Source organism: Anaeromicropila herbilytica (assembly GCF_016591975.1).
Taxonomy (GTDB): domain Bacteria; phylum Bacillota; class Clostridia; order Lachnospirales; family Lachnospiraceae; genus Anaeromicropila; species Anaeromicropila herbilytica.
The window spans coordinates 3315099-3341218 of sequence record NZ_AP024169.1 but is presented as its reverse complement, the minus strand read 5'-3'; the positions used below and the strand labels follow the sequence as shown (position 1 = coordinate 3341218).

The following is a 26120-nucleotide window of genomic DNA, read 5'->3' as shown; positions in this document are numbered from 1 at the left end:
TCCAAGAACCTATAAATATTGAAAGGCATGGAAAAAGAATGGAACCAATCAGTATAAAAGAAATATTAAATGCAGTAAATGGAACTTTACTTTGTGGAGATGAAACTAGTACAATATCCTCTGTAAGTACGAATTCAAAAGAAATCGGAAAGAATGCTTTATTTGTACCGATTATTGGTGAGAGAGTTGATGCACATCAATTTATTGATGGTGCTTTTCATGAAGGTGCAATTGCAACATTTACAAGTAGAAATATTGAAGTAGAGAAACGAAATAAAGAGAAAGCTTATATCTTAGTTGAGGATACTTTAAAAGCACTGCAAGTATTAGCTTCTCATTATAGAAATAAATTTAAAATACCTGTAATTGGGATTACAGGTAGTGTTGGCAAGACAACAACGAAAGAAATGATATCAGCTGCCCTTGAGACTAAATATAATGTTCTAAAGACAGCGGGTAACATGAATAGCCAAGTGGGCTTGCCACTTACTATTTTTCGTATAGAAAAAGAACATGATGTTGCTGTTATTGAGATGGGAATGAGTGAAGAAGGCGAGATGGAGAAATTGGCTCATATCGCTAGACCTTCGATAGCAGTAATGACCAATATCGGTGTTTCTCACATTGCACAACTTAAGACTAGAGAGAACATTAGAAAAGAAAAGTTAAATATCATCAATGAATTTGGTGAAGATGGAACACTATATGTAAACGGTGATGATGATCTTCTTGTTGAGATATATAAAGCAAAATTGCAGAATTCTTTTCGCATTGATATGAATGAGAAAACAAAAAATGTATTAGAAAAGACTAGTGTCATTGCATTTGGAATTGGTGAACACGCCTCCTACTGTGCGAGTGAAGTGACAACTAAGGATGAACAGACTTCATTTAATTTAGCATATGAAGATAAAAAGATTGAAGTAATACTTAATGTATTAGGTATTCATAATGTATATAATGCTTCAGTTGCATTAGCAATTGCAAAACATCTAGGAATTGACCCTGAGGTAGCGAAGGAAGGTTTATATAAATATCAACCAATAGCAATGCGTGGACAGATTCATGAGGCAAACGGCGTAAAATTTATCGATGATACTTACAATGCAAGTCCAGACTCAATGAAAAGTGGAATTGAAGTATTGGTTGCTATCGAAGAGGTGAATCGTAGAATTGCAGTGTTAGCAGATGTATTAGAACTTGGAGAGATCTCTTACAAATGTCACTATGAAGTGGGAGAATATATTGCAAAGAGACCAATTAATATGGTTGTTACCATTGGAAAGTGGGCTCATGCAATTAAAGATGCTATTGACGAGAAGAATCCTTCAATTCAAACAGTTTCTTTCGAGAATAATACAGATGCAATCGCATATCTCAAAGAAAATTTGCAAGAAAAGGACGTTGTTCTTCTAAAAGGTTCTAGGGGCATGAAGATTGATGAAATAGTGAAAGCTTTTGTAAAATAAAATTAGACTATGAAAGGCTATGTTTTAGTTTACTTAGTGTTAATGCTATATAATAATGAAATGAGCAGGTAATTGAAAAACAATGAGATAGCTTGTTTTTCAATTACCTATTTATTAGAGGAAAGAAAAAGGAGGTGCAGCATGGAAGAAATACTATATGCAGATATTATAGTTGATATATCAAGTGAGAATCTAGACAGGACATATCAATATGCTGTACCGGATGATATTAGAGAAAAAGTTTTTATTGGTTCTTTGGTGTTGATCCCCTTCGGGCGAGGAAATCGTGTTATTAAAGGTTATGTGGTTGGGTTAAGTAATACGCTAAAGATTCCAGAAGAATTTTTAAAGACAATTAATGAAGTGGTAGAAGGCGCCTTATTAATTGAATCACAGCTTATTCATCTGGCTTATTGGATAAAAGAGAATTTTGGAGCAACTATGAATGATGCTCTTAAAACGGTTATTCCAATAAAACAATCTGTAAAACAAAAAGAGAAGAAAAAGATTCGATTAATTCTAGATAGCGACGAAGCAACGGACAAATTGAGTGAATATCAGCGTAAAAATAACACAGCTAGAGTTCGTTTATTACAAGAATTAATAAATGAAAATACGATTGATTACGACCTTGTTATACAAAAATTAAATATTTCAAGAAGTACAATTAATGGATTAGTGGAGCAAGGAATTATAGAGGTGTTGACTAAGACAGTTTATCGTAATCCAGTTGAGAAAAAACAGATAAAAGAATATCAAATTGTACTAAATGATTGTCAAAAATCTATTGCTGATCATTTTATCAATGACTATTTTAATGGAATTCGAAAAACCTATTTGATTCATGGTGTTACTGGAAGTGGCAAAACAGAAGTATATATGGAGATGATAGCGAATGTTATTGCAAATAAAAAACAAGTAATTATGTTGATTCCAGAGATTGCATTAACTTATCAGACGGTTATGAGGTTCTATAATCGTTTTTCGGATCGAATCTCTATTATGAATTCTAGGTTATCAAAGGGTGAACGATATGATCAATATTTGAGAGCTAAAAATGGTGAGATTGATATTATGATTGGTCCTCGATCTGCTTTATTCACTCCGTTTTCAAATCTAGGTTTGATTATTATTGATGAAGAACATGAAGGAAGTTATAAATCCGAAACAACACCCAAATATCATGCTAGAGAAGTTGCAATAAAGCGCGCAGAGATGACGGGTGCAAGTGTTGTATTAGGTTCTGCAACTCCTTCTCTTGAGGCTTATTATAAAGCGATAAAAGGAGAGTACCATTTATATACTCTTACATCTAGAGCAAATAATAGCTTACTTCCAGAGGTATCCATTGTAGACCTTAGAGAAGAGCTAAAAAATAGGAATAAGTCCATCTTTAGTACTAGTTTACGTGAGAAAATGCAGGATAGACTAGACAAGAGACAGCAAATTATGTTATTTATTAATAGACGAGGATATGCAGGGTTTGTTTCTTGCAGAAGTTGTGGACATGTTATGAAGTGTAACCACTGTGATGTGTCATTAACGTATCATACGAGTGGTAAGTTAGTCTGTCATTACTGTAACCATGAAGAGGTTATGCCCAAGGTCTGTCCGGTATGTGGTTCTAAATATATTGCAACATTTGGAACAGGTACGCAAAAGGTAGAAGAGTTTGTAAGAAAAGAATTTCCGAGAGCGAGAACGTTAAGAATGGACACAGATACAACTTCAACGAAAGACGGACATGAGAAGATATTAACTGCATTCGCAAATCATGAAGCTGATATCTTGATTGGTACACAAATGATTGTTAAGGGTCATGATTTTCCTAAAGTAACGCTAGTAGGTATTATTGCTGCAGACCTCTCATTGTATGCGAATGATTATAGAGCAAGTGAGAGAACCTTCCAGCTATTAACTCAAGCAGCGGGAAGGGCTGGACGTGGTAGTGAAAAAGGAGAAGTAGTGATTCAGACCTATAATCCAGAACACTATAGTATTATTGCTGCAAGCGAAAATGATTACGAAGGATTTTATCAAAAGGAAATGCTATATCGGTCTGCTATGAAATATCCACCTGCGTCCAATATACTTGTAATCTTGGTCTCTTCTAAAGCAGAGAATAAAGCTGAGCTTTGCATTAACTTACTATCTGGAGTTATGAGAGAGAAAGTGAATAGAGAAGATGAAGAGGAGAGTCAATATACGATTATTGGACCGACCAATGCTTCGTTATCTAAAGCAAATGATATTTATCGCAAAATTATCTATCTTAAACATGAGAATTATGATAAATTAAAGGATGTTAAAAATTATCTAGAAGGTTATATTAATTTTTCGGAGCACTTTAAGTTATGCAGCGTTCAATTTGATTTTAACCCTATGAGCAGTTATTAGGTATTCATTAGATTAACAGCATGATAAATCAGCAGGGGGAGTGTGTGGATAATCATAGGTTTCTGTTTTTTCATAGTACTTCATTTTGTTTGATGGAAGTCTCTAAATCCTTTTTGTTTTGGTAAGACAGAGATAAAAAGTTCGAACTCCTCATTCTTCGTCAAACATCGAACTTTTTATCTCTAAACCAAAAGGAAAAGGATTAAGATACTTCACATCAAACAAAAAGGCGTCCTATGCAAAAACAGAAATCTATGATTATATACTACGTATTGAGTGCTGATTTATCTATGCGGGTAGGTTATTGGTAGAAGTAAATCGCGGACATAGACGTTAATGTGAAATAAAAGTGTTTCACACTCTTGAGTTTTTATGTCACCAATGGCGACAGATAGAAGCTAGTATGTATTAATGTGAGTTTCACTTATTGAATATATTTATAAAAGAAGGTTACTAAAGATAGATATATATATGAACTAATAAGTTGATTAAATAAGCAATATTAGATTAGTAAATTTTGATAAGAAAGGAATGAAGAGATGGCGATTAGAAATATTAGAAAAATTGGTGATGAGGTATTAAATAAGAAAGCAAGAGAGGTTAAAGAGGTAGATGAGAGAACTTTAACTTTAATTGAGGATATGCTTGATACCATGTATGATGCAGAAGGTGTTGGTTTAGCAGCTCCTCAGGTTGGAGTATTAAAGAGAATCGTTGTTATTGATGTATCACCAGAAGGTGATGAACCTATTATTTTAATTAATCCTGAGATTATTGAGACTAGTGGTGAGCAAACAGGTAGTGAAGGTTGTCTAAGTGTTCCGGGCAAGGTTGGTATGGTAACAAGACCTAATTATGCAAAGGTAAGAGCCTTTAATGAGAAAATGGAAGAGTTCGAAGTGGAAGGTACTGAGTTATTGGCTAGAGCTTTTTGTCATGAGATAGATCATCTAGATGGACATCTTTATGTTGAAAAAGTGGAAGGTGAATTATTAGATACGAAGCACATGGACGAAGATTAATTTTTGCTTACGGTAACAAAAGTCTTGTTTGTGCATCCGCCGGAGGCTGTCGAATTCCCATGCCCCTTTTATATTCGTAGTAGCGCCAAAAACTTGGCATGGGAATTTGACACCTAAACCATTTAAAATGAAATATATGAGTAAGATTGAGAGAAAGAAAAGGAAAGAAAGGAAGCCACATCGTATTCTTTCAATCTCATTTATTGTGGCAATAACACATTCGTAAGCAGTCTGAACTAAAGCGTTTCACGCGCCTAATTTAGGCCTGCGAGCAAGTCGCAGGCATGTAGGTTAATGTGTTATACAACGGGTAAAAACATGAAAGTAATATTTATGGGAACTCCTGATTTTTCTGTTAGAACTTTAGAGAAAATCATAGAAGCTGGGCATGAAGTGTTAGCTGTTATGACACAACCAGACAAACCAAAAGGACGTGGGAAAGCGGTTGCATTCCCACCAGTAAAAGAAAAAGCATTAGAACATAACATTCCTGTTTATCAGCCAATTAAAGTACGAGAAGAAGAATATGTTAATATAATAAGAGAATTAAATCCAGATGTTATTGTTACAGTTGCATTTGGACAGATTCTTCCTGAGTCTATTCTTAATATTCCAAAATACGGATGTATTAATGTTCATGCCTCTTTATTACCAAAATATCGAGGAGCTGCTCCCATTCAATGGGCAGTTATTGATGGTGAAAAAGAATCTGGTGTAACTACGATGTATATGGCAAAAGGTATAGATACGGGGGACATGATATTAAAAGCAGTAACTCCAATTGAGAAGGATGAGACTTATGGAAGTCTTCATGATAAGTTAGCAGTACTTGGAGCTGATTTATTAGTAGAGACGTTAGTTGCTTTAGAAAATGGTACTGCCATTAGAGAAGAACAGGATGATTCATTATCTAATTATGTAGTGCCAATCGATAAAACGTTAGGGCATCTTGATTTTAACAAGTCAGCAATTGAATTAGAAAGACTCATTAGAGGGCTTAATCCTGTACCAAGTGCTTATACATTTCTAGATAATAAGAAATTAAAGGTTTGGAAAGCAGAGGTAGTACCTTGTAAAGAAGGCAAGGAAGGCGAAATTGTACAAGTTACAAAGGATAGTATTATAATTAAGACTAAAGAAGATGGCCTTGCTTTGAAAGAAATTCAATTAGAAGGTAAGAAGAGAATGGAAGTTACTGATTTCCTAAGAGGTTACAATATCACGGTGGGAACGGTTTTATAAAGTAACCGATAATAAGTATTTTGGAGGAAGAAATATTGTCTAATAGTGTGAATGTAAGAGAAGTTGTTCTTGCTATGTTAATTGAAATTATAGAAGAGGATAACTATAGTCACATCGTTATGAATCAAACATTGAAAAAGTACCAATATTTAGAGAAGAAAGATCGAGCGTTTTTACAAAGGCTAACAGAAGGATGCGTGGAACAGCGAATCCATTTAGACTATATTATAGATCAATTTTCAAAAGTCAAGACAACAAAGATGAAACCTGTAATTCGTAATATTCTACGAATGGGCGTTTATCAAATAAAATTCATGGATGGCGTTCCGGATTCTGCAGCATGCAATGAAGCAGTGAAACTTGCTGTAAAAAAAGGATTTCATACTTTGAAGGGATTTGTAAATGGTGTTCTTCGAAATATCATACGAAATAAAGATGATATCAAATATCCTGATGTAGATAAAGAACCAGTGAAATATTTAAGCGTTTGGTATTCAATGCCAGATTGGATCATAATAAAATGGCTAAATGAATATGACTTCAACACTGTAAAGAGTATATTAGAATATTCATTAGCAAATAAAGCAACAAGCATTCGAACCAATAAACTAAAAATTTCTCCAGAACAATTAGAAGAGAGATTAATTAGCGAAGGTGTTACGGTGCAAAAATCAGAGCTTTTTGATTATGCATTCAAAATATCGGGATATAATTACTTATCCCATATGAATTCATTTCAAGAAGGACTATTTCAAGTTCAAGATGAAAGTTCCATGTTGGTATCAGAGATCGCAAATGTGAGGGAAAATAACATTGTTATTGATGTATGTGCTGCTCCAGGAGGAAAAAGTCTTCATATTGCTGAGAAATTAAAAGGTACTGGTAAGGTGATCTCGAGAGATCTAACTGAGTATAAAACAGAATTAATTATAGAAAATAGAGATCGTTTAGGAATTACTAATATGACTGTTGAAGTAGCTGATGCAACTGAACTTGATAAGAACTGTATAGAATATGCGGATCTAGTTATTGCAGATTTACCTTGCTCTGGACTTGGTGTAATTGGTAAGAAAACAGACATTAAATATAAAATGACGAAAGAAAAGCAAGATGAGTTAGTTCTAATGCAAAGACAGATACTGAAAGTAGTCAGTCAATATGTGAAAAAAGGTGGTACTCTAATTTATAGTACATGTACTGTAAATCGAGATGAAAATGAAGAGAATGTGAAGTGGATACTTGATGAATTTGACTTTTCATTGGACTCGTTGGATTCTTATATTCCATCTAAGTTACACAGTGAAACAACGAAAAAAGGATATATTCAATTATTACCTGGAGAACACGATACGGACGGCTTTTTTATTGCACGTTTCGTAAGAAATAAAGAATAAAAGAATCCTGAATTTTTTACCAAGTATTTGGTAGATGGGAGATTACATGAAAATAGATATTAAATCCTTAAATTATGAGGAATTAAAGGAAAGTATTCGTTTGATAGGAGAAAAGCCATTTCGTGCAAAACAAATATACGAATGGCTACATAAGAAACTAATTGATGATTTTGACGAGATGTCAAATTTATCAAAAGATTTAAGAGAAAAATTAAAAGATAACTACGAGATAATACGTGTAGAAAAGGTAGATCAAAGAACTTCAAAAGAAGATGAAACAAGTAAATTCTTATTCCGACTATATGATGATCGAGTAATTGAAAGTGTATTAATGAAGTATAAGCATGGTAATTCTGTCTGTATTTCATCGCAAGTCGGTTGTAGAATGGGGTGTAAATTCTGCGCCTCTACCTTAGGAGGCTTAGAAAGAAATTTAACACCTTCTGAGATGCTTGATCAGATATATCAGATTCAGAAATTATCAAATGAAAGAGTATCTAACATTGTAGTAATGGGAACAGGAGAGCCTTTTGATAATTATGATAATTTATTGAAATTTATTGAACTCGTCTCAGATGAAAATGGGTTGAATATTAGTCAAAGAAACATTACCGTATCAACATGCGGACTAGTAGAGAAGATTCGTATGCTAGCGGATGAAGAGTTACAGATTACTTTGGCTATATCTTTACACGCACCAAATGATGAGGTAAGAAAAGAGTTAATGCCAGTTGCTAATAAATATGATATTGCAACCATTTTGGATGCTTGTAAGTATTATTATAATAAGACAAAGCGTAGACTTACCTTCGAATATAGCTTGGTAGAAGGTGTTAATGATAGTAGTGATAATGCTATGGAGCTTGTGAAGAAGTTAAAAGGTCTCAATTGCCATGTCAATTTGATTCCGGTAAACCCTATTAAAGAACGAAATTACAAACATTCACAAGGTAAATTTATACAAAATTTTAAAAATATACTTGAAAAAAATAGAATAAATGTTACTATTAGAAGAGAAATGGGCGCGGATATTGACGCTGCTTGTGGACAATTAAGAAAAAGTTATATGGATCAAAATAGTGAGGATTAGGAGGAGACAGCATGAAATCATTTTCAATTACAGATGTCGGAATGAAGCGAAAAGTGAATCAAGATTATGTCTACAGTCAAGAAAATGCAGTAGGTAGTCTTCCTAATTTATTTATTGTTGCAGATGGTATGGGAGGACATAATGCAGGTGATTATGCTTCTAGATTTTGCGTTGAATCCGTAATTCATACAATAGTGAATGGAAATCAGAAAACTCCAATAGGAATTATAGAAGCAGCTATTACAAACGCTAATAAATTGCTTATAGAAGAGGCTAAGAAAAGCAGTGATTTAGAAGGAATGGGTACAACATTTGTCTTAGCTACCATTATGGAAGATGTCTTATATGTTGCTAATATCGGAGATAGTAGACTTTATATTGTGAATGATACGATTAAGCAGATAACCGAAGATCATTCTTTAGTAGAAGAAATGGTTAAAACAGGTGAAATTGAAAGAAAAGATGCAAGATTACATCCGAATAAGAATATAATTACAAGAGCACTTGGTGCCAATCAATTAGTAGTTCCTGACTTCTTTGAAGTAAATATTACAGAAGATGATACTATACTTATGTGTTCTGATGGTCTTTCGAATATGATGGACGATGATGATATTTTAAGAATTATGAAAGAATACCCGGATGACATTGAGAAAGCTGCGAGTAAGTTAATAGAGGCAGCAAATGAATATGGTGGCAATGATAATATTGCTATTATAATCGTAAGACCATAAAGAGAGGTGAAAGATATGATAAAACCAGGGATGTTTATTAGTGATCGATATGAGATTATTGATAAAGTTGGATCCGGTGGAATGGCAGACGTCTACAAGGCAAAATGTCATAGATTAAATCGATATGTAGCAATTAAAATATTAAAACAAGAATTTAGTGATGATACTACATTTGTTAATAAATTCAGAGGGGAAGCTCAGTCAGCAGCTGGATTGTCACACCCTAATATAGTAAATGTATACGATGTAGGTGAAGAAGATGGTGTATATTACATCGTAATGGAATTAGTAGAAGGAATTACGTTAAAGACTTTTATTGAACGTAAAGGTAAACTAGAGTTAAAAGAAGCAATTGGAATTGCTATTCAGATAGCTCAAGGTATGGAAGCTGCACATACAAATCATATCATTCATCGTGATATAAAACCACAAAATATAATTATTTCCAAGGAAGGTAAAGTAAAGGTAACGGATTTTGGTATTGCAAAGGCTGCATCATCCAATACAATAACCTCCAACGCAATGGGATCCGTTCATTATATTTCACCAGAGCAAGCAAGAGGTGGATATAGTGATGAGAAGAGTGATATCTATTCTCTTGGTGTTACTTTATACGAGATGCTTTCTGGTATGGTACCTTTTGCTGGTGATAATACAGTATCTGTAGCTTTACTTCATATTCAAGGAGAAGCTACCCCATTAAGACAATTAGACTCATCGATACCAGTAAGTGTGGATCGAATAGTTCAAAAATGTATGCAGAAGAAACCTGAGAGAAGATATTTATCCGCAGGTGAATTAATCGCAGATTTAAAGAAAGCAATTGTGAATCCTAATGGTGACTTTGTTAAGATTGCACCAACTGCTATTGATGATTCACCAACGATTAATATATCAGAAGATGAAGTGAATCATATTCGTAGTGCTTCCAAAAGAGGAACTGCTCCTATTGATGATGAAGATGATTACGATGAAGAAGAAAACGATGAAAAAGAAGACGATGAAGAATTAGATCGTGATGTTGATCCAAAACTTGAGAAAATCATGGTATTTGGAGGAATTGGATTAGTAGTTGTTCTAGTTATTATTATTTTGGTATTAGTTGGTAAATCGTCAGGATTATTTAAATTCTCAGGAAATGATAAAAACAATAATAATATAGAAAATGTAGTAGAGTCTCCTGATGTTAGCGGATCTCCATCTGCATCTCCAGATGCTGAAATCGAAGTTCCAGATGTTACCAATAAGACATTAGATGAAGCTACTAAGATATTATCAGACGCAGGATTAAGTCCGAAATATACTTATGAAACATCCGATTCAGTAGAAAAGGATCGTATTATATCACAAACTCCTGAAAATGGCGAATCAGCAAAAGCGAATGATGAAGTTCAACTAGTAGTAAGTAGTGGACCTGAATCGTTTAAACTTCCTGATTTAGCGAATAAAACAGATAAAGAAGCGGTTACAATATTAACAGAGAATAATCTTAATGTTAAGCATGATTATGATTATAGTGATTCAATAGATGAAGGAAATGTTATTAGTACGAACCCAGCAGCAGGTTCAGCAGTTGTAGAAGGAGACTCTGTCACTGTTGTAGTAAGTAAAGGTAAGAAAGTGGAATCTGTATATGTTCCTGATTTATCAGATATGACGGAAGCTGATGCAAAAAATTTACTAAAACAAAGTGGACTAAAAGTAGGTAAAGTTGATTACAAGAATTCAGACAAATTTGAAAAAGGTCATGTAATTTATCAGAATTATTCGGTAAATGAGAAAGTGGAAGAAGGCACAGAGATTGGATTTACTGTAAGCCTTGGACCTGAACAAAAGTCGTATTCATATGAAGGTAGTGTAACGATATCTGATGATGATAATCCTTTTGTTGATGAAACAGAAAGTGGTGTTATTCGACTTGAATTAACTCAGGATGGTGTAACCTCAGATGTATACGAAGAGACTGTAGGTTATGGTGATTTCCCACTAACAGTTCCAATTAAGGGAAGTTCTACTTCAAAAGGTACGATTAAAATGTACCTAAATGATGAATTGTGTGCAGGTACTTGGGTTGTGACTTTTAACAAGGTGGCTAATTAATGCAAGGAAAGATTATAAAAGGAATTGCTGGCTTTTATTACATTCATACTCCCTACATGGGAGTATATGAATGTAAAGCCAAAGGAATATTTCGAAGTCAAAAGATAAAACCTCTTGTAGGTGATAATGTAGATATTGATGTTATTGATGAAAGTAATAAAAAGGGCAATATTGTAAAAATATTAGAAAGAAAGAATCAGTTAATACGTCCAATGGTTTCTAATGTAGATCAAGCAATTATTATTTTTGCTGTTTCTTCTCCGAAACCAAATCTTAATTTATTGGATCGATTTCTGATCATGATGCTTAAAGAAGGTGTCAATACAATCATATGTTTTAATAAAAGTGATTTGGTATCTGAGGACGAGTTTGATAACTTAAGTAACATATACCGTTCATGTGGATATCAAGTGATTGGAACAAGCACTGTTCTTGATGAAGGGATTCAAGCTGTACAAGCGTTGTTGGAAGATAAAACAACGGTACTTGCAGGGCCATCTGGGGTTGGTAAGTCTTCTCTAATTAATCAAATTACACCTAATGCAAATATGGAAACAGGTGCAATCAGTGACAAGATTCAGAGAGGAAAGCACACGACAAGGCATTCAGAACTTCATTATATTAATGAAACAAGTTATATCATGGATACTCCAGGATTTAGTTCATTATACTTAGATGGAATTGAATGTAATGAGTTAAAAGACTATTTTTCAGAGTTTACTGAATATGAAGAAGGTTGTCGTTATAAAGGATGTATTCATATTAACGAACCGGATTGTAGAGTAAAAGATGCGCTAGAACTTGGAGAAATAAGTGAAGTAAGATATCGCAACTATGTAACAATATATCAAGAATTAAAGGATCAAAGGAAATACTAAGGTGGATGAAATAAAGTTTCTAACTTAGTTATTTGTGTTGATCTATTGATTGATAAAATATTTAGAATTGAAAGGCAAGGGTAAAATATGTATAAATTGGCGCCATCAATATTAGCAGCAGATTTTTCAAAACTTGGTGAAGAAGTAATGACGATTGAAAAAGCAGGAGCAGATTATATACACATTGATATTATGGATGGAGCCTTCGTTCCAAGTATTTCTATTGGAATGCCTATAATGAAATCAATACGAGATAAGACGAAGTGTATATTTGATGCACATCTTATGATTAATGAACCAATAAGATATGTACAAGATGTATATGAAGCAGGTGCTGATATCATAACAGTACATGCTGAAAGCTGTAATCATTTAGACAGGACAATAAAAAGAATAAAAGAGTTAGGGGCAAAGGTTGGAGTTGCATTAAATCCAGCTACACCTCTTAATGTACTTGATTATGTATTAGATGAACTAGACATGGTTGTAATTATGAGTGTAAATCCAGGCTTTGGAGGACAGAAGTTTATACCATATACGCTAGAGAAAACGAAACAGTTAAGAGAGATAATTGATAAGAAAAAACTATCTATAGAAATTGAAGTAGATGGTGGGATTACATTAGAGAATGTGGCGCAGGTAATGGAAGCAGGTGCGGATGTATTTGTAGCAGGCTCTGCTATATTTACAGGCGATATTTTAGAAAATACGGTTGCATTCAAGGAGGTATTAAGTCATGTATCTAAAGGAGCTAAGTCCAGGTAAAACAGTAAATATTTATGTCACAAGAGATGGGTATAAATATCGAGTCGTAAGTAAAATTGAGGATGTAAATGATGATCATGTTTTCGTTACATTAATTGCGAAGAATAAAAGAGTATTTCGATTTTTAGATTCAGATCAGGTTGACATAATATATAAGCATGGGCAAAGTCTATACCTTTGGGAGAATGTTAAAGCAGGAGTAACTGAACTTGATGATGATCAAGTTCATTATTTTATGTCACAGAAAAAGGGAACGATATATAATCGAAGAAATGCTTATCGCGTAGAATATGGAACCTCTTTAATATTACATTATAGTGTTCTGAATGAAGATATGATGGAATTTAAGCTTGATGAATTTGATGACTTATCTATATTGCAAAATTATATGGACTTGGATCTGTTTGATGAAAAAATATGTGAAGGATACATGAAGGATTTGTCCGAAACTGGGATTGGAATTTATGCCAATGAGGAATTCAAAGTGGGAGACGAGATTGCTTTTGATTTATCAACAGATTTTGGTGATATGCATTGTAAAGTAAAAGTAATTCGAATTACAAAGGCTTACCATAATGTCTATCGTTATTGTTATGGATGTGAATTTATACAATCTAGTAGGGAATTACCTAAGCATATATTCAATTTACAGAGAAAGATAATACATAAGGTTAGAAAAGACAGTTAAGCAAAGTATATTAAGTAACTAGTTGCAGATGGAGTGTAAGAATGCAGAATGTAGTTTTAATAATAACTGGTGGAGAGGTTACAGAGCAGTTGTTAGAAAATGTGAGGAAAAAAAATCAATTTAATATTACGATTGCTGTAGATCGGGGGTTAGAGATTGCGACCCAGTGTAAGCTTAAGATTGATTATTTAGTTGGTGATTTTGACTCTGTGGATGCAACTGTTCTAGAACATTATCGACAGAGCATATCGGATGGTAAAATAGATACGACATTAAAAGTATATAATCCAATCAAAGATAGCACTGACACCCAAATTGCAATTGAGTTAGCTCTTTCATTACAATGTACAAAAATAATATTGGTTGGAGCTACCGGAAGTCGCTTTGATCATGTGCTTGCCAATGTTAATTTACTGATGCTGCCACTTTTACAAGGTATAGAAGCAACCATTATCGATCATCATAATAAAATATATCTTATGGACGGTTTGCATAGAAATAGTATCAAAATTGAAAAACTAAAACAATATGGCAAATATATATCGCTTTTACCACTTACAGAGAAGGTTGAGGGGGTATCTTTAGAGGGGTTTAAATATCCACTTCAAGATAGGACATTGATTATTGGCGATAGCCTTGGAGTAAGTAATGAATTAGAAGACGAATATGGAGATATTCTGATAAAGAGTGGAATCTTAATTGTTGTAGAGTCAAAAGACTGACTTGATAAGTAAAATTTATCTTTCCATTTTTTTATTAATATGTTAAAATGCATTGTGTTAATGCGAGTAAAATAATGAAAATAATAGAATTAGATTTTTTTTGATACTCTAATTCTATGAAATAAATAAACCTTGAAAGGAAGACACAAATGAAATTAGGAATCGTAGGTTTACCCAATGTAGGTAAAAGTACATTGTTCAATTCTATTACAAAAGCAGGAGCTGAATCAGCAAATTATCCATTCTGTACAATTGATCCTAATGTAGGGATTGTTTCAGTACCAGATGAAAGATTACAAGCTTTAGCTAATTTATATAATTCACAAAAAATCTTACCAGCAGCTATTGAATTTGTTGATATTGCAGGCTTAGTAAAAGGAGCTTCAAAAGGAGAAGGATTAGGAAATCAATTCTTAGCAAATATTCGTGAAGTTGATGCAATTGTTCATGTTGTAAGATGTTTTGAAGACAGTAATATTATTCACGTAGATGGTTCTATTGATCCATTAAGAGATATTGAGACAATTAATCTAGAACTTATTTTTTCTGACATTGAAGTAATCGACAGAAGAATGCAAAGAGCATCAAAAGGTGCGAAAAACGATAAAGCATTAGCAAAAGAAGTTGAATTATTAGAAAGAGTCAAAGCGTATTTAGAAGATGGGAAACTAGCAAAAGGTTTTGATACAGACGATGAAGAAGAATTGGCTTTATTAGAAAGTTATAATCTATTAACTTATAAACCAGTAATCTATGCTGCAAATGTATTAGAAGATGATTTGGCTGACGACGCAGTAAATAATGCTAATGTTGCTAAAGTTAGAGATTTTGCAAAAGGTGAGAACTCAGAAGTTTTTGTTATCTGTGCACAAATTGAACAAGAGATGGCAGAATTAGAAGAAGATGAGAAGAAAATGTTCCTTGAAGATTTAGGAATCAAAGAATCAGGTTTGGAAAAACTTATTCGTGCAAGTTATCGACTTCTAGGATTAATTAGTTATTTAACAGCTGGACCACAAGAGACTAGAGCATGGACAATTACAAAAGGTACGAAAGCACCAGGAGCAGCTGGTAAGATTCACACTGATTTTGAAAGAGGATTCATTCGTGCAGAAGTAGTTAGTTTTCAAAATTTAACGGAATGTGGTAGTTATAATGCTGCAAAGGATAAGGGTCTAGTTCGTTCAGAAGGTAAAGAATATGTTGTTCAAGATGGAGATGTTATTTTATTCCGTTTCAATGTTTAGGGATTACTAGTTCTTTATTTCATAATTAAATATAAATAATCTAGAAAAGGAAAGGAAATTAATAGTTAATCACTATCTTCCTTTCCTTTTCATCAAGGGATATTAGTATCAAAAGTCTTATTTTGGTTATTAAGTGAATGTTGAGAAAGACTTTTGGAACTCTTAGCAATATTAAATGTAAATGGAACAATTTTATTTATATTACATTTAATTAGTAATAGGAAAGGGCAGGATTCATATTATGTATTTAATTGCAGGAATAAGATTTCCGAATCTAGGAATTGAATTACAGGGTATACCCAAAGGCATTACGCTATTTGGTATAGATATTGCATTCTATGGAATGATAATTGCTTTTGGTATGGTTGCTGGTTATCTAGTTGTGGAAAGACAAGCAAAAAGAACAGGACAAGATCCAGATATTTATCTAGACTTTGCATTATATGCAATAATTTTATCAGTTATTGGAGCTAGATTATATTATGTAATATTTGCTTGGGACGAATATAAGAATGATTTATTACAGGTATTCAATATCAGGGGTGGCGGCTTGGCTATCTATGGTGGTGTAATAACAGCAGTTATCTGTGCAATTGTTTATTCTAAGATTAAGAAAATATCCGTGGGATTATTAGCAGATACTGCATGTGTAGGATTAGTTACTGGTCAGATTATTGGTAGATGGGGGAATTTCTTTAACCGAGAAGCGTTCGGTGGTTACACGAATAACCTTTTAGCGATGCAATTAAGAAAATCAGACGTTGCTTCAAGCAATATAACAACTGATCTATTAAATCATATCAAGGTGGTAAATGGTGTAGAATATATACAGGTTCATCCAACTTTTCTGTATGAATCACTCTGGAATCTTTGTTTGTTAGTTATATTATTGATTTATACGAAACATAAGAAATTTGATGGTGAGATGATTCTGTTATATCTAGCTGGTTATGGCCTTGGAAGAGCATGGATTGAAGGATTAAGAACAGATCAATTACTATTTTGGGGAACTAATATAGCCGTTTCACAAATACTTTCAGTATTTCTATTCATTGTTGCTAGTGGAATTATCATTTTTAAAAGAGTTAGTTTAAAGAAAGCTAATGCCTAAAGTTAAGGAATAGTATTTTATAGTTAATTTAATAAGTAGAGTTCTATAATAATGATATGATTATTATAGAACTCTACTTTCATTTTACAATAAAACTAAGTGATATATATATGCATAATTTTACAGAAATAACATATAGGAAGAAAGTACTAGAAAAATGTCGAAAAATAGCCTAAAAGAATTGAAAATTAAAATTGAAGGTGATATTATTATATACGTTGTACCAAATTGTAAAGAGAAATTTTGGTAGAACAAATGAGGAATGTATAGAAAAGCAATAGGAGGATAGTAACAAATGAGGAATAACAGCTCTAAAAATGAGACAAAAATGAAGAAGGGAATACAAAAGGAAGTAAAACAAAAAGACGTAAAACAAAAAAATATAAAACGAAGAAGTATAAGAATAAAAATTATATTATCAGCATCTTTATTAGGTGTAGCGTCAATATTATTTCTAGCATTATTTTCTTTAAAAGCATCTCAAGATGCTTTAGTGACAACATCAAAAACAATGATTAAAGGTATTGTAACAGAGTCGTCTAAAGTTATTCAAGCTAGAATAAGTGAACAGTTATCTAAGGTGCAACAGATTGCAATGTCACCACAAATTCAGGATCAAACTAAAACTCCAGCTGAGAAATTAGAAGGTTTGGCGAATGAGATAGTGGCAAATGGATATATAAAGATGGGAATTTCGGATACTAGTGGTAAGGTTGTATTATCAACTAAGATGGATGCAGATATATCGGATAGAGAGTATTTTAAAAAAGCAGTGAGAGGAATACCGAACGTTTCGGATCCAATAATGAGTAAAACTGAAAATCGAATGGTTGTTGTATATGCTGCTCCAATAACAAGTAATGGTACTATCGTAGGTGTTCTAACCGCGATAAAGGATAATAGTGAAATTAGCCAGATGGTAGATGACATTAGAATTGGTAAGACTGGAAGAGCATTTATGATAAATGGTGAAGGTACAACAATTGCTCATCATAATTCAGATTTAGTAATAAATCAAGACAATGATTTTGAAAATGTTAAAAAAGATAGCTCGTTAAAGCAACTTGTTACTATTGAGAAGAAAATGGTTGCTGGTAAAACAGGCGTTGGCGAATACCTTTATGGTGGGAAAAAGAAGATTTTAGCTTACGCTCCAGTTACGGGTACCTCATGGTCGATTGGAGTAGCAACAGATCAATCAGAAGTATTGTCATCTTTAACGCATCTGAAATTTTTAGTATGTTTAACTGCTTTAATAGAAGTAATAATAACAATTGTGATAATGTTCCTTATTGCAGATAAAATTGTTAAGAGTATAAAATTGGCAATTGAATATATAACACCAATGGCTAATGGGGATTTTAGTAATGAGGTAAATCCAAATCATCTACAATTAAAGGATGAAGTTGGACAGATGTTACAAGCAGTACATGCAACACAGTCGTCCATTAGATCTATGTTACAAAAGGTAATTGATAATTCAAAAATAATAGATATGGATGCGACAAGTTTATCCGCTGTATCACAACAAATGAGTGCTTCCTCTACTGTGGTTGCAGATGCAATACAGGAAGTTGCGAAAGGTACAATATCTCAATCGGATGCATTGGTTACAATAGCAGATGGTATGAATATGTTCTCAGGTAATGTTGAAAATATTACAAGAGAAATGAATGAAGTAGATCAAAGTGCTCAAATTCTTATTAATTTAGCGGAAGAAAATAATCACAATATTAATAATTTATCAAAATCAGTTGAAAATACAAATCAATCCTTTGCAAGTTTTGAAAGTGGAATTCAAAAACTATGGTCCAATATTAGTCAGATTAATGAAATTACTGGTTTGATCAATAATATCTCAGAACAAACAAATCTACTAGCTTTGAATGCAGCAATTGAGGCAGCAAGAGCTGGAGAAGCTGGAAAAGGATTTGCTGTGGTTGCTGATGAGATAAGAAAGTTAGCAGAACAATCTAAAGTTTCAGTTTCTAATATTACAAGTCTGATTGATAATATTTATACTGAAAATGAAGTGATTATTCAGACAACCAAAGCAGTAAGTAATGAATTTTCTGAACAAGCAGTAGTGATAGATACAACGCTTGAATCTTTCCAGAATATTATTGAATCGATAAAAGCTGTAATTCCTAAGATTGAGAATATTAATGCAGCCACTGAGAAAATGAACATTCAAAAGAACGACATAATGGGAAGTATAGATGATATCTCAGCGATATCACAAGAAAATTCTGCTTCGAGTGAAGAAATATCTGCATCAGCAGAAGAGCTTAATAGTTCTTCCGAAGATGTTGCGACTTCTGCAGTTAACTTAGGTGCAAGAACTAAGGAAATGTTAGATGAAGTAAATAAATTTAAGCTTTCTAAATAATATCTAGACTCTTTATCAAAGTAACAGGCCATATTGGTGGCTTTTGATAAGGAGTCTTTTTTTAATAATAGGAAATTGCTCCGATTTTCCTATTATTTAAATAGCACTCCGTGCAGGAGGAACACATGGAATCCAAAATTTATTTTTAATGAAATCATTAACAATTGTACAAGAAAGTAACAGTAAAATAAGTATACTATTAAGCCGAAATACAAAGAGACAGATAATATGAGGACAGATAATATACGGGCCTCGCTATTGGACAGATAGCTGAGCAGGTATGAACAAACAGTAACTTGGAACTCGATTAAGAAAGGATGGAATATTGAATGAAAAGCATTCGAAGCAAAATGATAGCATTTACTTCTATAATAATAATGCTAATAATTGGAGGAATGGCAAGCTCAGCTCTTATAACTTCATATAATGCGCTTGAAAAAACGCAAGAGTTGTCTTTGAGTTCAGTTGTTTCACAATCGTCAAAGATTGTGGAAGCTAGAATTAGTGAGCAAAAGATAATAATTGAAAATATTGCAAATTTAACACGCATTAAAGATATTAAACAATCTCCAGAAGCGAGATTGGCGAACATTCAAGATGTAATTACAAGGCATAATTATATTAAAGTGGGTATTGCTGATTTAGATGGTAATGTAATAATGAGTAATCACACAAGTACCAATATATCAGACAGAGAATATTTTCAAAAAGCGTTAAAAGGAGAGACTAATGTATCAGATCCATTAATGAGTAAGACAGAAGGAAAAATGGTGGTGGTATTTGCAACGCCTCTTAAAGTAGATGGAAAAATCGTTGGAGTTATTTCTGGAATTAAAGATGGTAACGATATTAGTAAGATTGTTGATGATATAACGATCGGTAAAACCGGACGAGCTTTTATGCTATCAAAGACTGGAATTAAGATTGCTCATTATAATCATGATTTAGTAGTAAAACAAGACAATGACTTAGAGAATGTGAAAAAAGATGCAAGTTTACAGGAAGTAGTTAAGCTTGAGAAGAGAATGGTAAATGGTGAGACGGGGGTAGGATTCTATACTTATAATGGAAAAGCAAAGATGATGGCATTCACACCTGTACCAGGAACAACATGGTCAATGGGTGTAGCAATCGAAAAATCAGAAATATTATCGGAATTAAGAACACTACAAATACTTATTATTGTAATTGCTTTGATTTCTTTAATGATTGGCGTGGTTGCTGTATTCTATGTATCAGATAGAATCGCACGCAATATAAAGAAAGCGATAGGATATATCTTACCAATGTCTCAAGGTGATTTTTCAAATACTGTTGCTGACAAAGATAAAAACATGAAAGACGAAGTTGGGCAAATGATAAATGCAGTTGGTATAATGCAAGATTCAGTTAAAAATATGCTTAAGTCAGTGATAAATACTTCCGAACGAATTGATATAGATGCAGCTAGTCTTTCAGCGGTATCAGAAGAAATGAGTGCTTCATCTAATGTAGTTGCTGACACAATTGAGGAAGTTGCAAAAGGAACGATAACGCAGTCAGAATCTTTGGTTTCTATTACAGATGGTATGAATGAATTTGCAACTAAGATAGATAAGATTGTATCAGAAGTAAAAGAAGTAGATGAGAACGCAAAAGAAATCATTAAATTAGCTGCAAGAAGTAATGAGAATATGAAAGAATTATCAGTATCCGTTGAAGACACGAATCGTTCCTTTGGTCAGTTTGAGACAGGTATTACGAAACAGACAGAAAACATTGACAAAATTCATGATATTACAAATCTAATTAATTCAGTTTCAGAACAGACGAATCTTCTTGCGCTAAATGCTGCAATTGAAGCAGCAAGGGCTGGAGAAGCTGGAAAGGGATTTGCAGTAGTGGCAGATGAAATAAGACATCTTGCAGAACAAACGAAAGGCGCAGTTGCCAACATTACAGAGTTAATAACTGCAATATATGCAGATAATGAAGCTATGGTAACTATTTCGCATAATGTAAGTAAAGAATTTACTACACAGTCAAATGTAATTGATACAACTCTTCAATCCTTCAATAGTATTATTGATTCGATAGAAGCTGTTATTCCAAAGATAGAAAATATTAATGATTCAGCAATAAATATTAATGAAGAAACGGATCGTATCGCATCTCATATTGAAGATTTATCTGCAATTTCAGAAGAAAGTTCAGCTGCTTCAGAAGAGATTACTTCCTCCATGCAAGAACTTACTTATTCAACAGAAGAAGTTGCGAATTCTGCTGTTAATTTAGGAACTTTAACAAAGGAAATGATTGATGAAGTAAACAAGTTTAAATTATAGGAATATGGGTAATACCAATACCTATGAATGTTTATAAATTGTAAAAAATTCATAGAAAGTCCTTATGAGTATGATAGTAAAATATTTCACATACTTATAAGGGCTTTTTACTATGAAATAGAAGGTTAAAATATGTCATTATTCCTTAAAGAAAACCACAAAATGACAAATAAAAAAATACTTTAACATGTTATAGGACTAAATACCTATACTTCTGTTTATTACTAAATATAGTTTATTTCGATGAAGGTTAACTATATCTTGTATACATCCCTGGAACGCTTGATTTACAATGAATAATAACGTTTTTTACCATTATTTCCACTTGATTTATTCCCAGGATTATTATAAAATATCACCATAAGTGGTGCAAAGTGGTGAGAAGTGGTGGTGAATGGTACAAAAGTGGTGAATGTGGCCATATTCCACCTCGAAAGTAGGTGATGCCAATGTTCATGGGTGAATATAATCATACAATTGATACCAAAGGCAGAATTATTGTACCTGCAAAGTTTAGAGAAACGCTTGGAGATGAATTCGTAGTGACTCTAGGCTTAGATGGGTGTTTATTTGTGTACCCTAATGAAGAATGGCAAAACTTTATCACCGAATTAAAGACTTTACCTGGAAATAAAGAAGCTAGACAATTACAACGTTATTTTATGGCAGGAGCAGCGAATCTTGAAGTGGACAAGCAAGGAAGAATCCTTATTCCATCAAAGCTAAGAGAGCATGCAGGTTTAGAGAAAGATGTAGTTTTTGTAGGTGTACTTAGTAAAATCGAGGTATGGAGTAAAGAGCGTTGGGATGCAAATAATACATTTGATAATGTTGACGATATAGCGGAACGTATGTCAAGTTTCGGACTAAGTTTTTAGAAGGCAGGAGTTAATAATATGAACTTTGAACACAAATCAGTACTATTAGAAGAAACAATTAATAACTTAAATATAAAAGAGAATGGTATCTATGTGGATGGTACACTAGGAGGAGCTGGACATGCTCTAAAGGTGTGTGAACAACTAGGAGAAGGTGGCAGATTTATTGGTATAGATCAAGATGAAGCAGCCATTCAAGCAAGTACAATAAGGTTAAGCAGTTATCTTGATAAAGTTACTATTGTTCGTAGCAATTATTGCAATATGAAGCAAGTGTTGCACGAATTAGGAATTGAAAAGGTAGATGGCATCGTTTTAGATTTAGGTGTGTCTTCTTATCAGTTAGATACAGTCGAAAGAGGTTTTTCATATAAGGAAGATGCTCCACTAGACATGAGAATGGATACTAGAAATGAACTGACAGCAAGAGATATTGTAAATAACTATAGTGAACAGGAATTATACCGTATCATTCGTGATTATGGTGAGGACAAGTTTGCGAAGAATATTGCAAAACACATTGTTCGAGTACGCGAAGAGAAGCCAATTGAGACTACGTATGAGCTTATAGATGCAATAAAAGCTGCAATTCCTATGAAAGTTCGTATGAAAACAGGACATCCAGCTAAGAAAACATTTCAGGCAATACGTATTGAGCTGAATAAAGAGCTTGATGTATTAAAGAATACACTTAATGATATGATCGATTTGCTAAACGAGGATGGAAGAATATGCATTATTACTTTCCATTCACTAGAAGATAGAATAGTAAAGACAATATTTAAAAATAATGAAAATCCTTGTACATGCCCTCCTCACTTTCCTGTATGTGTGTGTGGTAACAAGTCAAAAGGAAAGGTAATTACAAGAAAACCAATCTTACCAAGCGATGAAGAAATCGAATGGAATAGTAGATCAAAAAGTTCAAAACTAAGAGTGTTTGAGAAACACGATTTATAATACGAAATATGCAAGGAAAGCAGAGGTGAGAGCATGGAAGCACCAAGAAAACGTTATGAATCTAACTATATCGATGGAAATAATGCGAGAAGATTATCGGTAGTTCCAGATTATTCGAATGATGAATATAGTGAAAGAAGAACAAGAGAGGGAAGACAAGTACAGAGAAGGCCAGCTAAGAAAGTGCGTATGATGAGTGTTGGTCAGTTGCTTGTTTTAACGTTTGCCATTGGTGTAACATTATTTGTATGTATAGACTACCTTAGAGTTCAAAATGATCTTACAGTATTGAATAAGAATGTTGCGACAGTTCAAAGCGAGTTACTGGATTTAAAAGATAAGAATGATGCCACAGAACAAAGAATGAGTTCTTCGGTAGACTTATCTAATATATATAAAATTGCTACGAAGCAGCTTGGCATGGTACATCCAAAGGAAAATCAAGTGGTAAAATATAATCGAACACAGGATGATTTTGTGAGACAAAATAAAGATATTCCAGAAGCAGACGATTCAAGTATTCTTGAGGATATTATTAATCAGTAAATGGGTTTTATATCCCTTTTAACATATGTGAGAATCACATAGATGGGAGTTGTATATGAGAAAAATTACAAAAGCATCCAAAATTAAAAAATTTACTCCTAAAATGCAAGCAAGTCTTTTGCTTGTATTTTGTATTATGATACTTCTTTTAGTGGTATTAATTGGTAGACTTGTCTATCTCAACACAAAAGATGGAGAAAAATACGAGAAGAGAGTACTTTCGCAGCAGACATATGTGAGTTCTGTGATTCCTTACCAAAGGGGAAAAATACTAGATCGTAATGGAACTGAGTTGGCAACAAATGAGAAGGTATACAATCTTGTTCTAGATCCAAAAACTATGCTTTCAAAAGAAGACTATCGAAACCCTACTGAGAAAGCATTAACAGAGAGTTTTGATATTTCAAAAGAAGAGCTGGATGATATCTTATCTAAAAAGGCTAGCAGTCAATATGTTGTAGTGCGAAAAGAACTTAGCTATGATCAGGTTACAGTCTTTAACAAGAAAGTAAAGGCAGACAAAAAGAAATTAATAAAAGGTGTATGGTTTGAAGAAGAGTATAAAAGAATATACCCTTATAATTCATTAGCGTCACATGTTCTGGGATTTACAAGATCAGGAAATGTTGGTACTTGGGGGTTAGAAGAATATTATAATAGTCAATTGAATGGCTATAATGGTAGAGAGTACGGTTATTTTGATTCAAAGTTAAAGTTAGAGAGAAATGTTAAAGAAGCAACGAATGGTAATACACTAGTGACGACGCTAGACACTAATATTCAGAATCTTGTTGAAAAACATATCAACAAATTCCAAAAGGATATAGGTAGTAAAAGAACTTCAGTATTAGTAATGAATCCAAATAATGGAGAGATTTACGCCATGGCATCTAGTGGTGAGTTTGATCTGAATAATCCTACCAATCTAGAAAAATTTTATACAAAGTCACAGATTGCCAAGATGTCTGATAAGAAGAAATCAGAAGCACTTAGTTCTATCTGGCGAAATACAATGATTAGTAATGCCTATGAGCCTGGTTCCACATTTAAACCAATGACCGTGTCAGCTGGATTAGAAGAAGGCAAATTAACAGGTAATGAGATCTTTCATTGCCCAGGATATAAAATGGTTGGTGGAAGAAGAATAAAATGTAGCCATGTACATGGAACAATAACTTTAAAAGAAGCAATTATGCATTCATGTAATGTTGCTTTAATGGAAATTGCAAAAAAAGAAGGCAAAAACATTTTTACTAATTACCAACAGTTATTTGGTATGGGTGAAAAGACTGGTATTGATCTACCAGGAGAGACAAGTGGTCTGTTGTATAAATTGAAAGATATGGGAACTGTTGATTTGGCAACTAATAGCTTTGGTCAGAACTTCAGCGTGAATATGCTACAGATTGCTTCAGCTTTTTCTTCTATTGTAAATGGAGGTCATTTGTATCAACCTCATTTAGTGAAGCAAATTGTGAATGACAAAGGAGCCACTGTTAAAAATATTGGAGCAACTTTATTAAAAGAGACTGTTTCTCAAAAAACCTCAGAAACAATGAAGGATTATTTATATGCAACAGTAGAAGATGGTACTGCAACGGGAGCGCAGGTAAAGGGCGTACAAGTTGGAGGCAAGACTGGTACTGCAGAAAAAATTCCTAGAGGTAGTGGTACTTATTTAGTTTCCTTTATAGGAGCAGCACCAGCATATGATCCAGAAGTAGTAATCTATGTAACAATTGACGAATTAAATCAAGATCGTCAAGATCAAAGTGGATTTGCAACAAAGCTTGCTGGTGAAATATTAAAAGATATTATTCCTTTCCTTGGTATTAGTCAAGATACAGGTAATTCTAAAGGCAAAGTAGATAGTAATACGAATACAAACGCAGTGAATAATAGTTCAAACGATGATAAAAAGGAAGTAAGTAATAGTTTAACAAATGGAAAAAATGGGAAAACTTCTAATGATTCAAATTCAACTGGTTCTAATAAAAATAATGTAGAAGAAGAAACTTATGGTGAAACAAGTGGTGGGGATGTACCAGAAAGTAATGGCAAGTTAGGACAAACAGAAGACACAAATCAAGGGGAGTCAAACAAAGACTCTGTAAATCAATAATATTAAGAATTAGAAATATTAGAAAAAATTGAATAATATACA

The 26120-nt window shown here is 33.2% G+C and carries 20 protein-coding genes; all 20 read left to right on the top strand.

Annotated features, from left to right (window positions below; genetic code table 11):
- Positions 1-38 precede the first annotated feature (38 nt).
- Entirely contained in the window at positions 39-1469 is a 1431-nt protein-coding gene (locus tag bsdtb5_RS14470; protein ID WP_271712687.1) for a UDP-N-acetylmuramoyl-tripeptide--D-alanyl-D-alanine ligase, read from the top strand.
- A 141-nt stretch (positions 1470-1610) separates the two neighbouring features.
- On the top strand, positions 1611-3866 hold the full coding sequence (gene priA, locus bsdtb5_RS14465; protein ID WP_271712686.1) for a replication restart helicase PriA: 2256 nt from the start codon (positions 1611-1613) through the stop codon (positions 3864-3866).
- Between the two features lie 539 nt (positions 3867-4405).
- Positions 4406-4888 carry a peptide deformylase gene (def, locus tag bsdtb5_RS14460; protein ID WP_271712685.1) on the top strand — a complete coding sequence of 161 codons (483 nt, stop codon included), beginning with the start codon at positions 4406-4408 and terminating at the stop codon, positions 4886-4888.
- Positions 4889-5206: 318 nt separating this feature from the next.
- Positions 5207-6130, top strand: coding sequence for a methionyl-tRNA formyltransferase (fmt, locus tag bsdtb5_RS14455; protein WP_271712684.1), 924 nt, complete (start codon positions 5207-5209; stop codon positions 6128-6130).
- 35 nt (positions 6131-6165) lie between these two features.
- A complete protein-coding gene (rsmB, locus tag bsdtb5_RS14450) occupies positions 6166-7524 on the top strand; it encodes a 16S rRNA (cytosine(967)-C(5))-methyltransferase RsmB (RefSeq protein WP_271712683.1) in 1359 nt (452 codons plus the stop codon).
- A 46-nt stretch (positions 7525-7570) separates the two neighbouring features.
- Entirely contained in the window at positions 7571-8614 is a 1044-nt protein-coding gene (gene rlmN / locus bsdtb5_RS14445) for a 23S rRNA (adenine(2503)-C(2))-methyltransferase RlmN (RefSeq protein WP_271712682.1), read from the top strand.
- 11 nt (positions 8615-8625) lie between these two features.
- Positions 8626-9348 carry a Stp1/IreP family PP2C-type Ser/Thr phosphatase gene (locus bsdtb5_RS14440; protein ID WP_271712681.1) on the top strand — a complete coding sequence of 241 codons (723 nt, stop codon included), beginning with the start codon at positions 8626-8628 and terminating at the stop codon, positions 9346-9348.
- Between the two features lie 15 nt (positions 9349-9363).
- On the top strand, positions 9364-11448 hold the full coding sequence (gene pknB, locus bsdtb5_RS14435) for a Stk1 family PASTA domain-containing Ser/Thr kinase (protein WP_271712680.1): 2085 nt from the start codon (positions 9364-9366) through the stop codon (positions 11446-11448).
- Entirely contained in the window at positions 11448-12326 is an 879-nt protein-coding gene (gene rsgA, locus bsdtb5_RS14430) for a ribosome small subunit-dependent GTPase A (protein WP_271712679.1), read from the top strand. The genes pknB and rsgA overlap by 1 nt, the downstream gene beginning before the upstream one ends.
- Before the next feature lie 87 nt (positions 12327-12413).
- Positions 12414-13091 carry a ribulose-phosphate 3-epimerase gene (gene rpe, locus bsdtb5_RS14425; protein ID WP_271712678.1) on the top strand — a complete coding sequence of 226 codons (678 nt, stop codon included), beginning with the start codon at positions 12414-12416 and terminating at the stop codon, positions 13089-13091.
- Positions 13063-13779 carry a flagellar brake protein gene (locus tag bsdtb5_RS14420; RefSeq protein ID WP_271712677.1) on the top strand — a complete coding sequence of 239 codons (717 nt, stop codon included), beginning with the start codon at positions 13063-13065 and terminating at the stop codon, positions 13777-13779. Before rpe ends, bsdtb5_RS14420 begins: the two co-directional genes overlap by 29 nt.
- Positions 13780-13820: 41 nt before the next feature.
- Positions 13821-14501, top strand: a complete 681-nt coding sequence (locus tag bsdtb5_RS14415; protein WP_271712676.1) for a thiamine diphosphokinase — start codon at positions 13821-13823, stop codon at positions 14499-14501.
- Positions 14502-14650: 149 nt separating this feature from the next.
- Complete coding sequence (ychF, locus tag bsdtb5_RS14410; protein ID WP_271712675.1) at positions 14651-15748, top strand: redox-regulated ATPase YchF; 1098 nt, start codon at positions 14651-14653, stop codon at positions 15746-15748.
- A 241-nt stretch (positions 15749-15989) separates the two neighbouring features.
- A complete protein-coding gene (gene lgt / locus bsdtb5_RS14405) occupies positions 15990-16859 on the top strand; it encodes a prolipoprotein diacylglyceryl transferase (RefSeq protein ID WP_271712674.1) in 870 nt (289 codons plus the stop codon).
- Between the two features lie 295 nt (positions 16860-17154).
- Entirely contained in the window at positions 17155-19248 is a 2094-nt protein-coding gene (locus tag bsdtb5_RS14400) for a methyl-accepting chemotaxis protein (RefSeq protein WP_271712673.1), read from the top strand.
- 329 nt (positions 19249-19577) lie between these two features.
- Positions 19578-21572: a methyl-accepting chemotaxis protein gene (locus bsdtb5_RS14395; RefSeq protein ID WP_271712672.1), complete on the top strand. Its 1995-nt coding sequence runs from the start codon at positions 19578-19580 to the stop codon at positions 21570-21572.
- Between the two features lie 449 nt (positions 21573-22021).
- Positions 22022-22450, top strand: a complete 429-nt coding sequence (mraZ, locus tag bsdtb5_RS14390; RefSeq protein ID WP_271712671.1) for a division/cell wall cluster transcriptional repressor MraZ — start codon at positions 22022-22024, stop codon at positions 22448-22450.
- A gap of 18 nt (positions 22451-22468) precedes the next feature.
- A complete protein-coding gene (gene rsmH, locus bsdtb5_RS14385; RefSeq protein WP_271712670.1) occupies positions 22469-23410 on the top strand; it encodes a 16S rRNA (cytosine(1402)-N(4))-methyltransferase RsmH in 942 nt (313 codons plus the stop codon).
- Positions 23411-23443: 33 nt separating this feature from the next.
- Entirely contained in the window at positions 23444-23956 is a 513-nt protein-coding gene (locus bsdtb5_RS14380) for an FtsB/FtsL family cell division protein (RefSeq protein WP_271712669.1), read from the top strand.
- A 55-nt stretch (positions 23957-24011) separates the two neighbouring features.
- Positions 24012-26078 carry a peptidoglycan D,D-transpeptidase FtsI family protein gene (locus tag bsdtb5_RS14375; RefSeq protein ID WP_271712668.1) on the top strand — a complete coding sequence of 689 codons (2067 nt, stop codon included), beginning with the start codon at positions 24012-24014 and terminating at the stop codon, positions 26076-26078.
- Positions 26079-26120 lie beyond the last annotated feature (42 nt).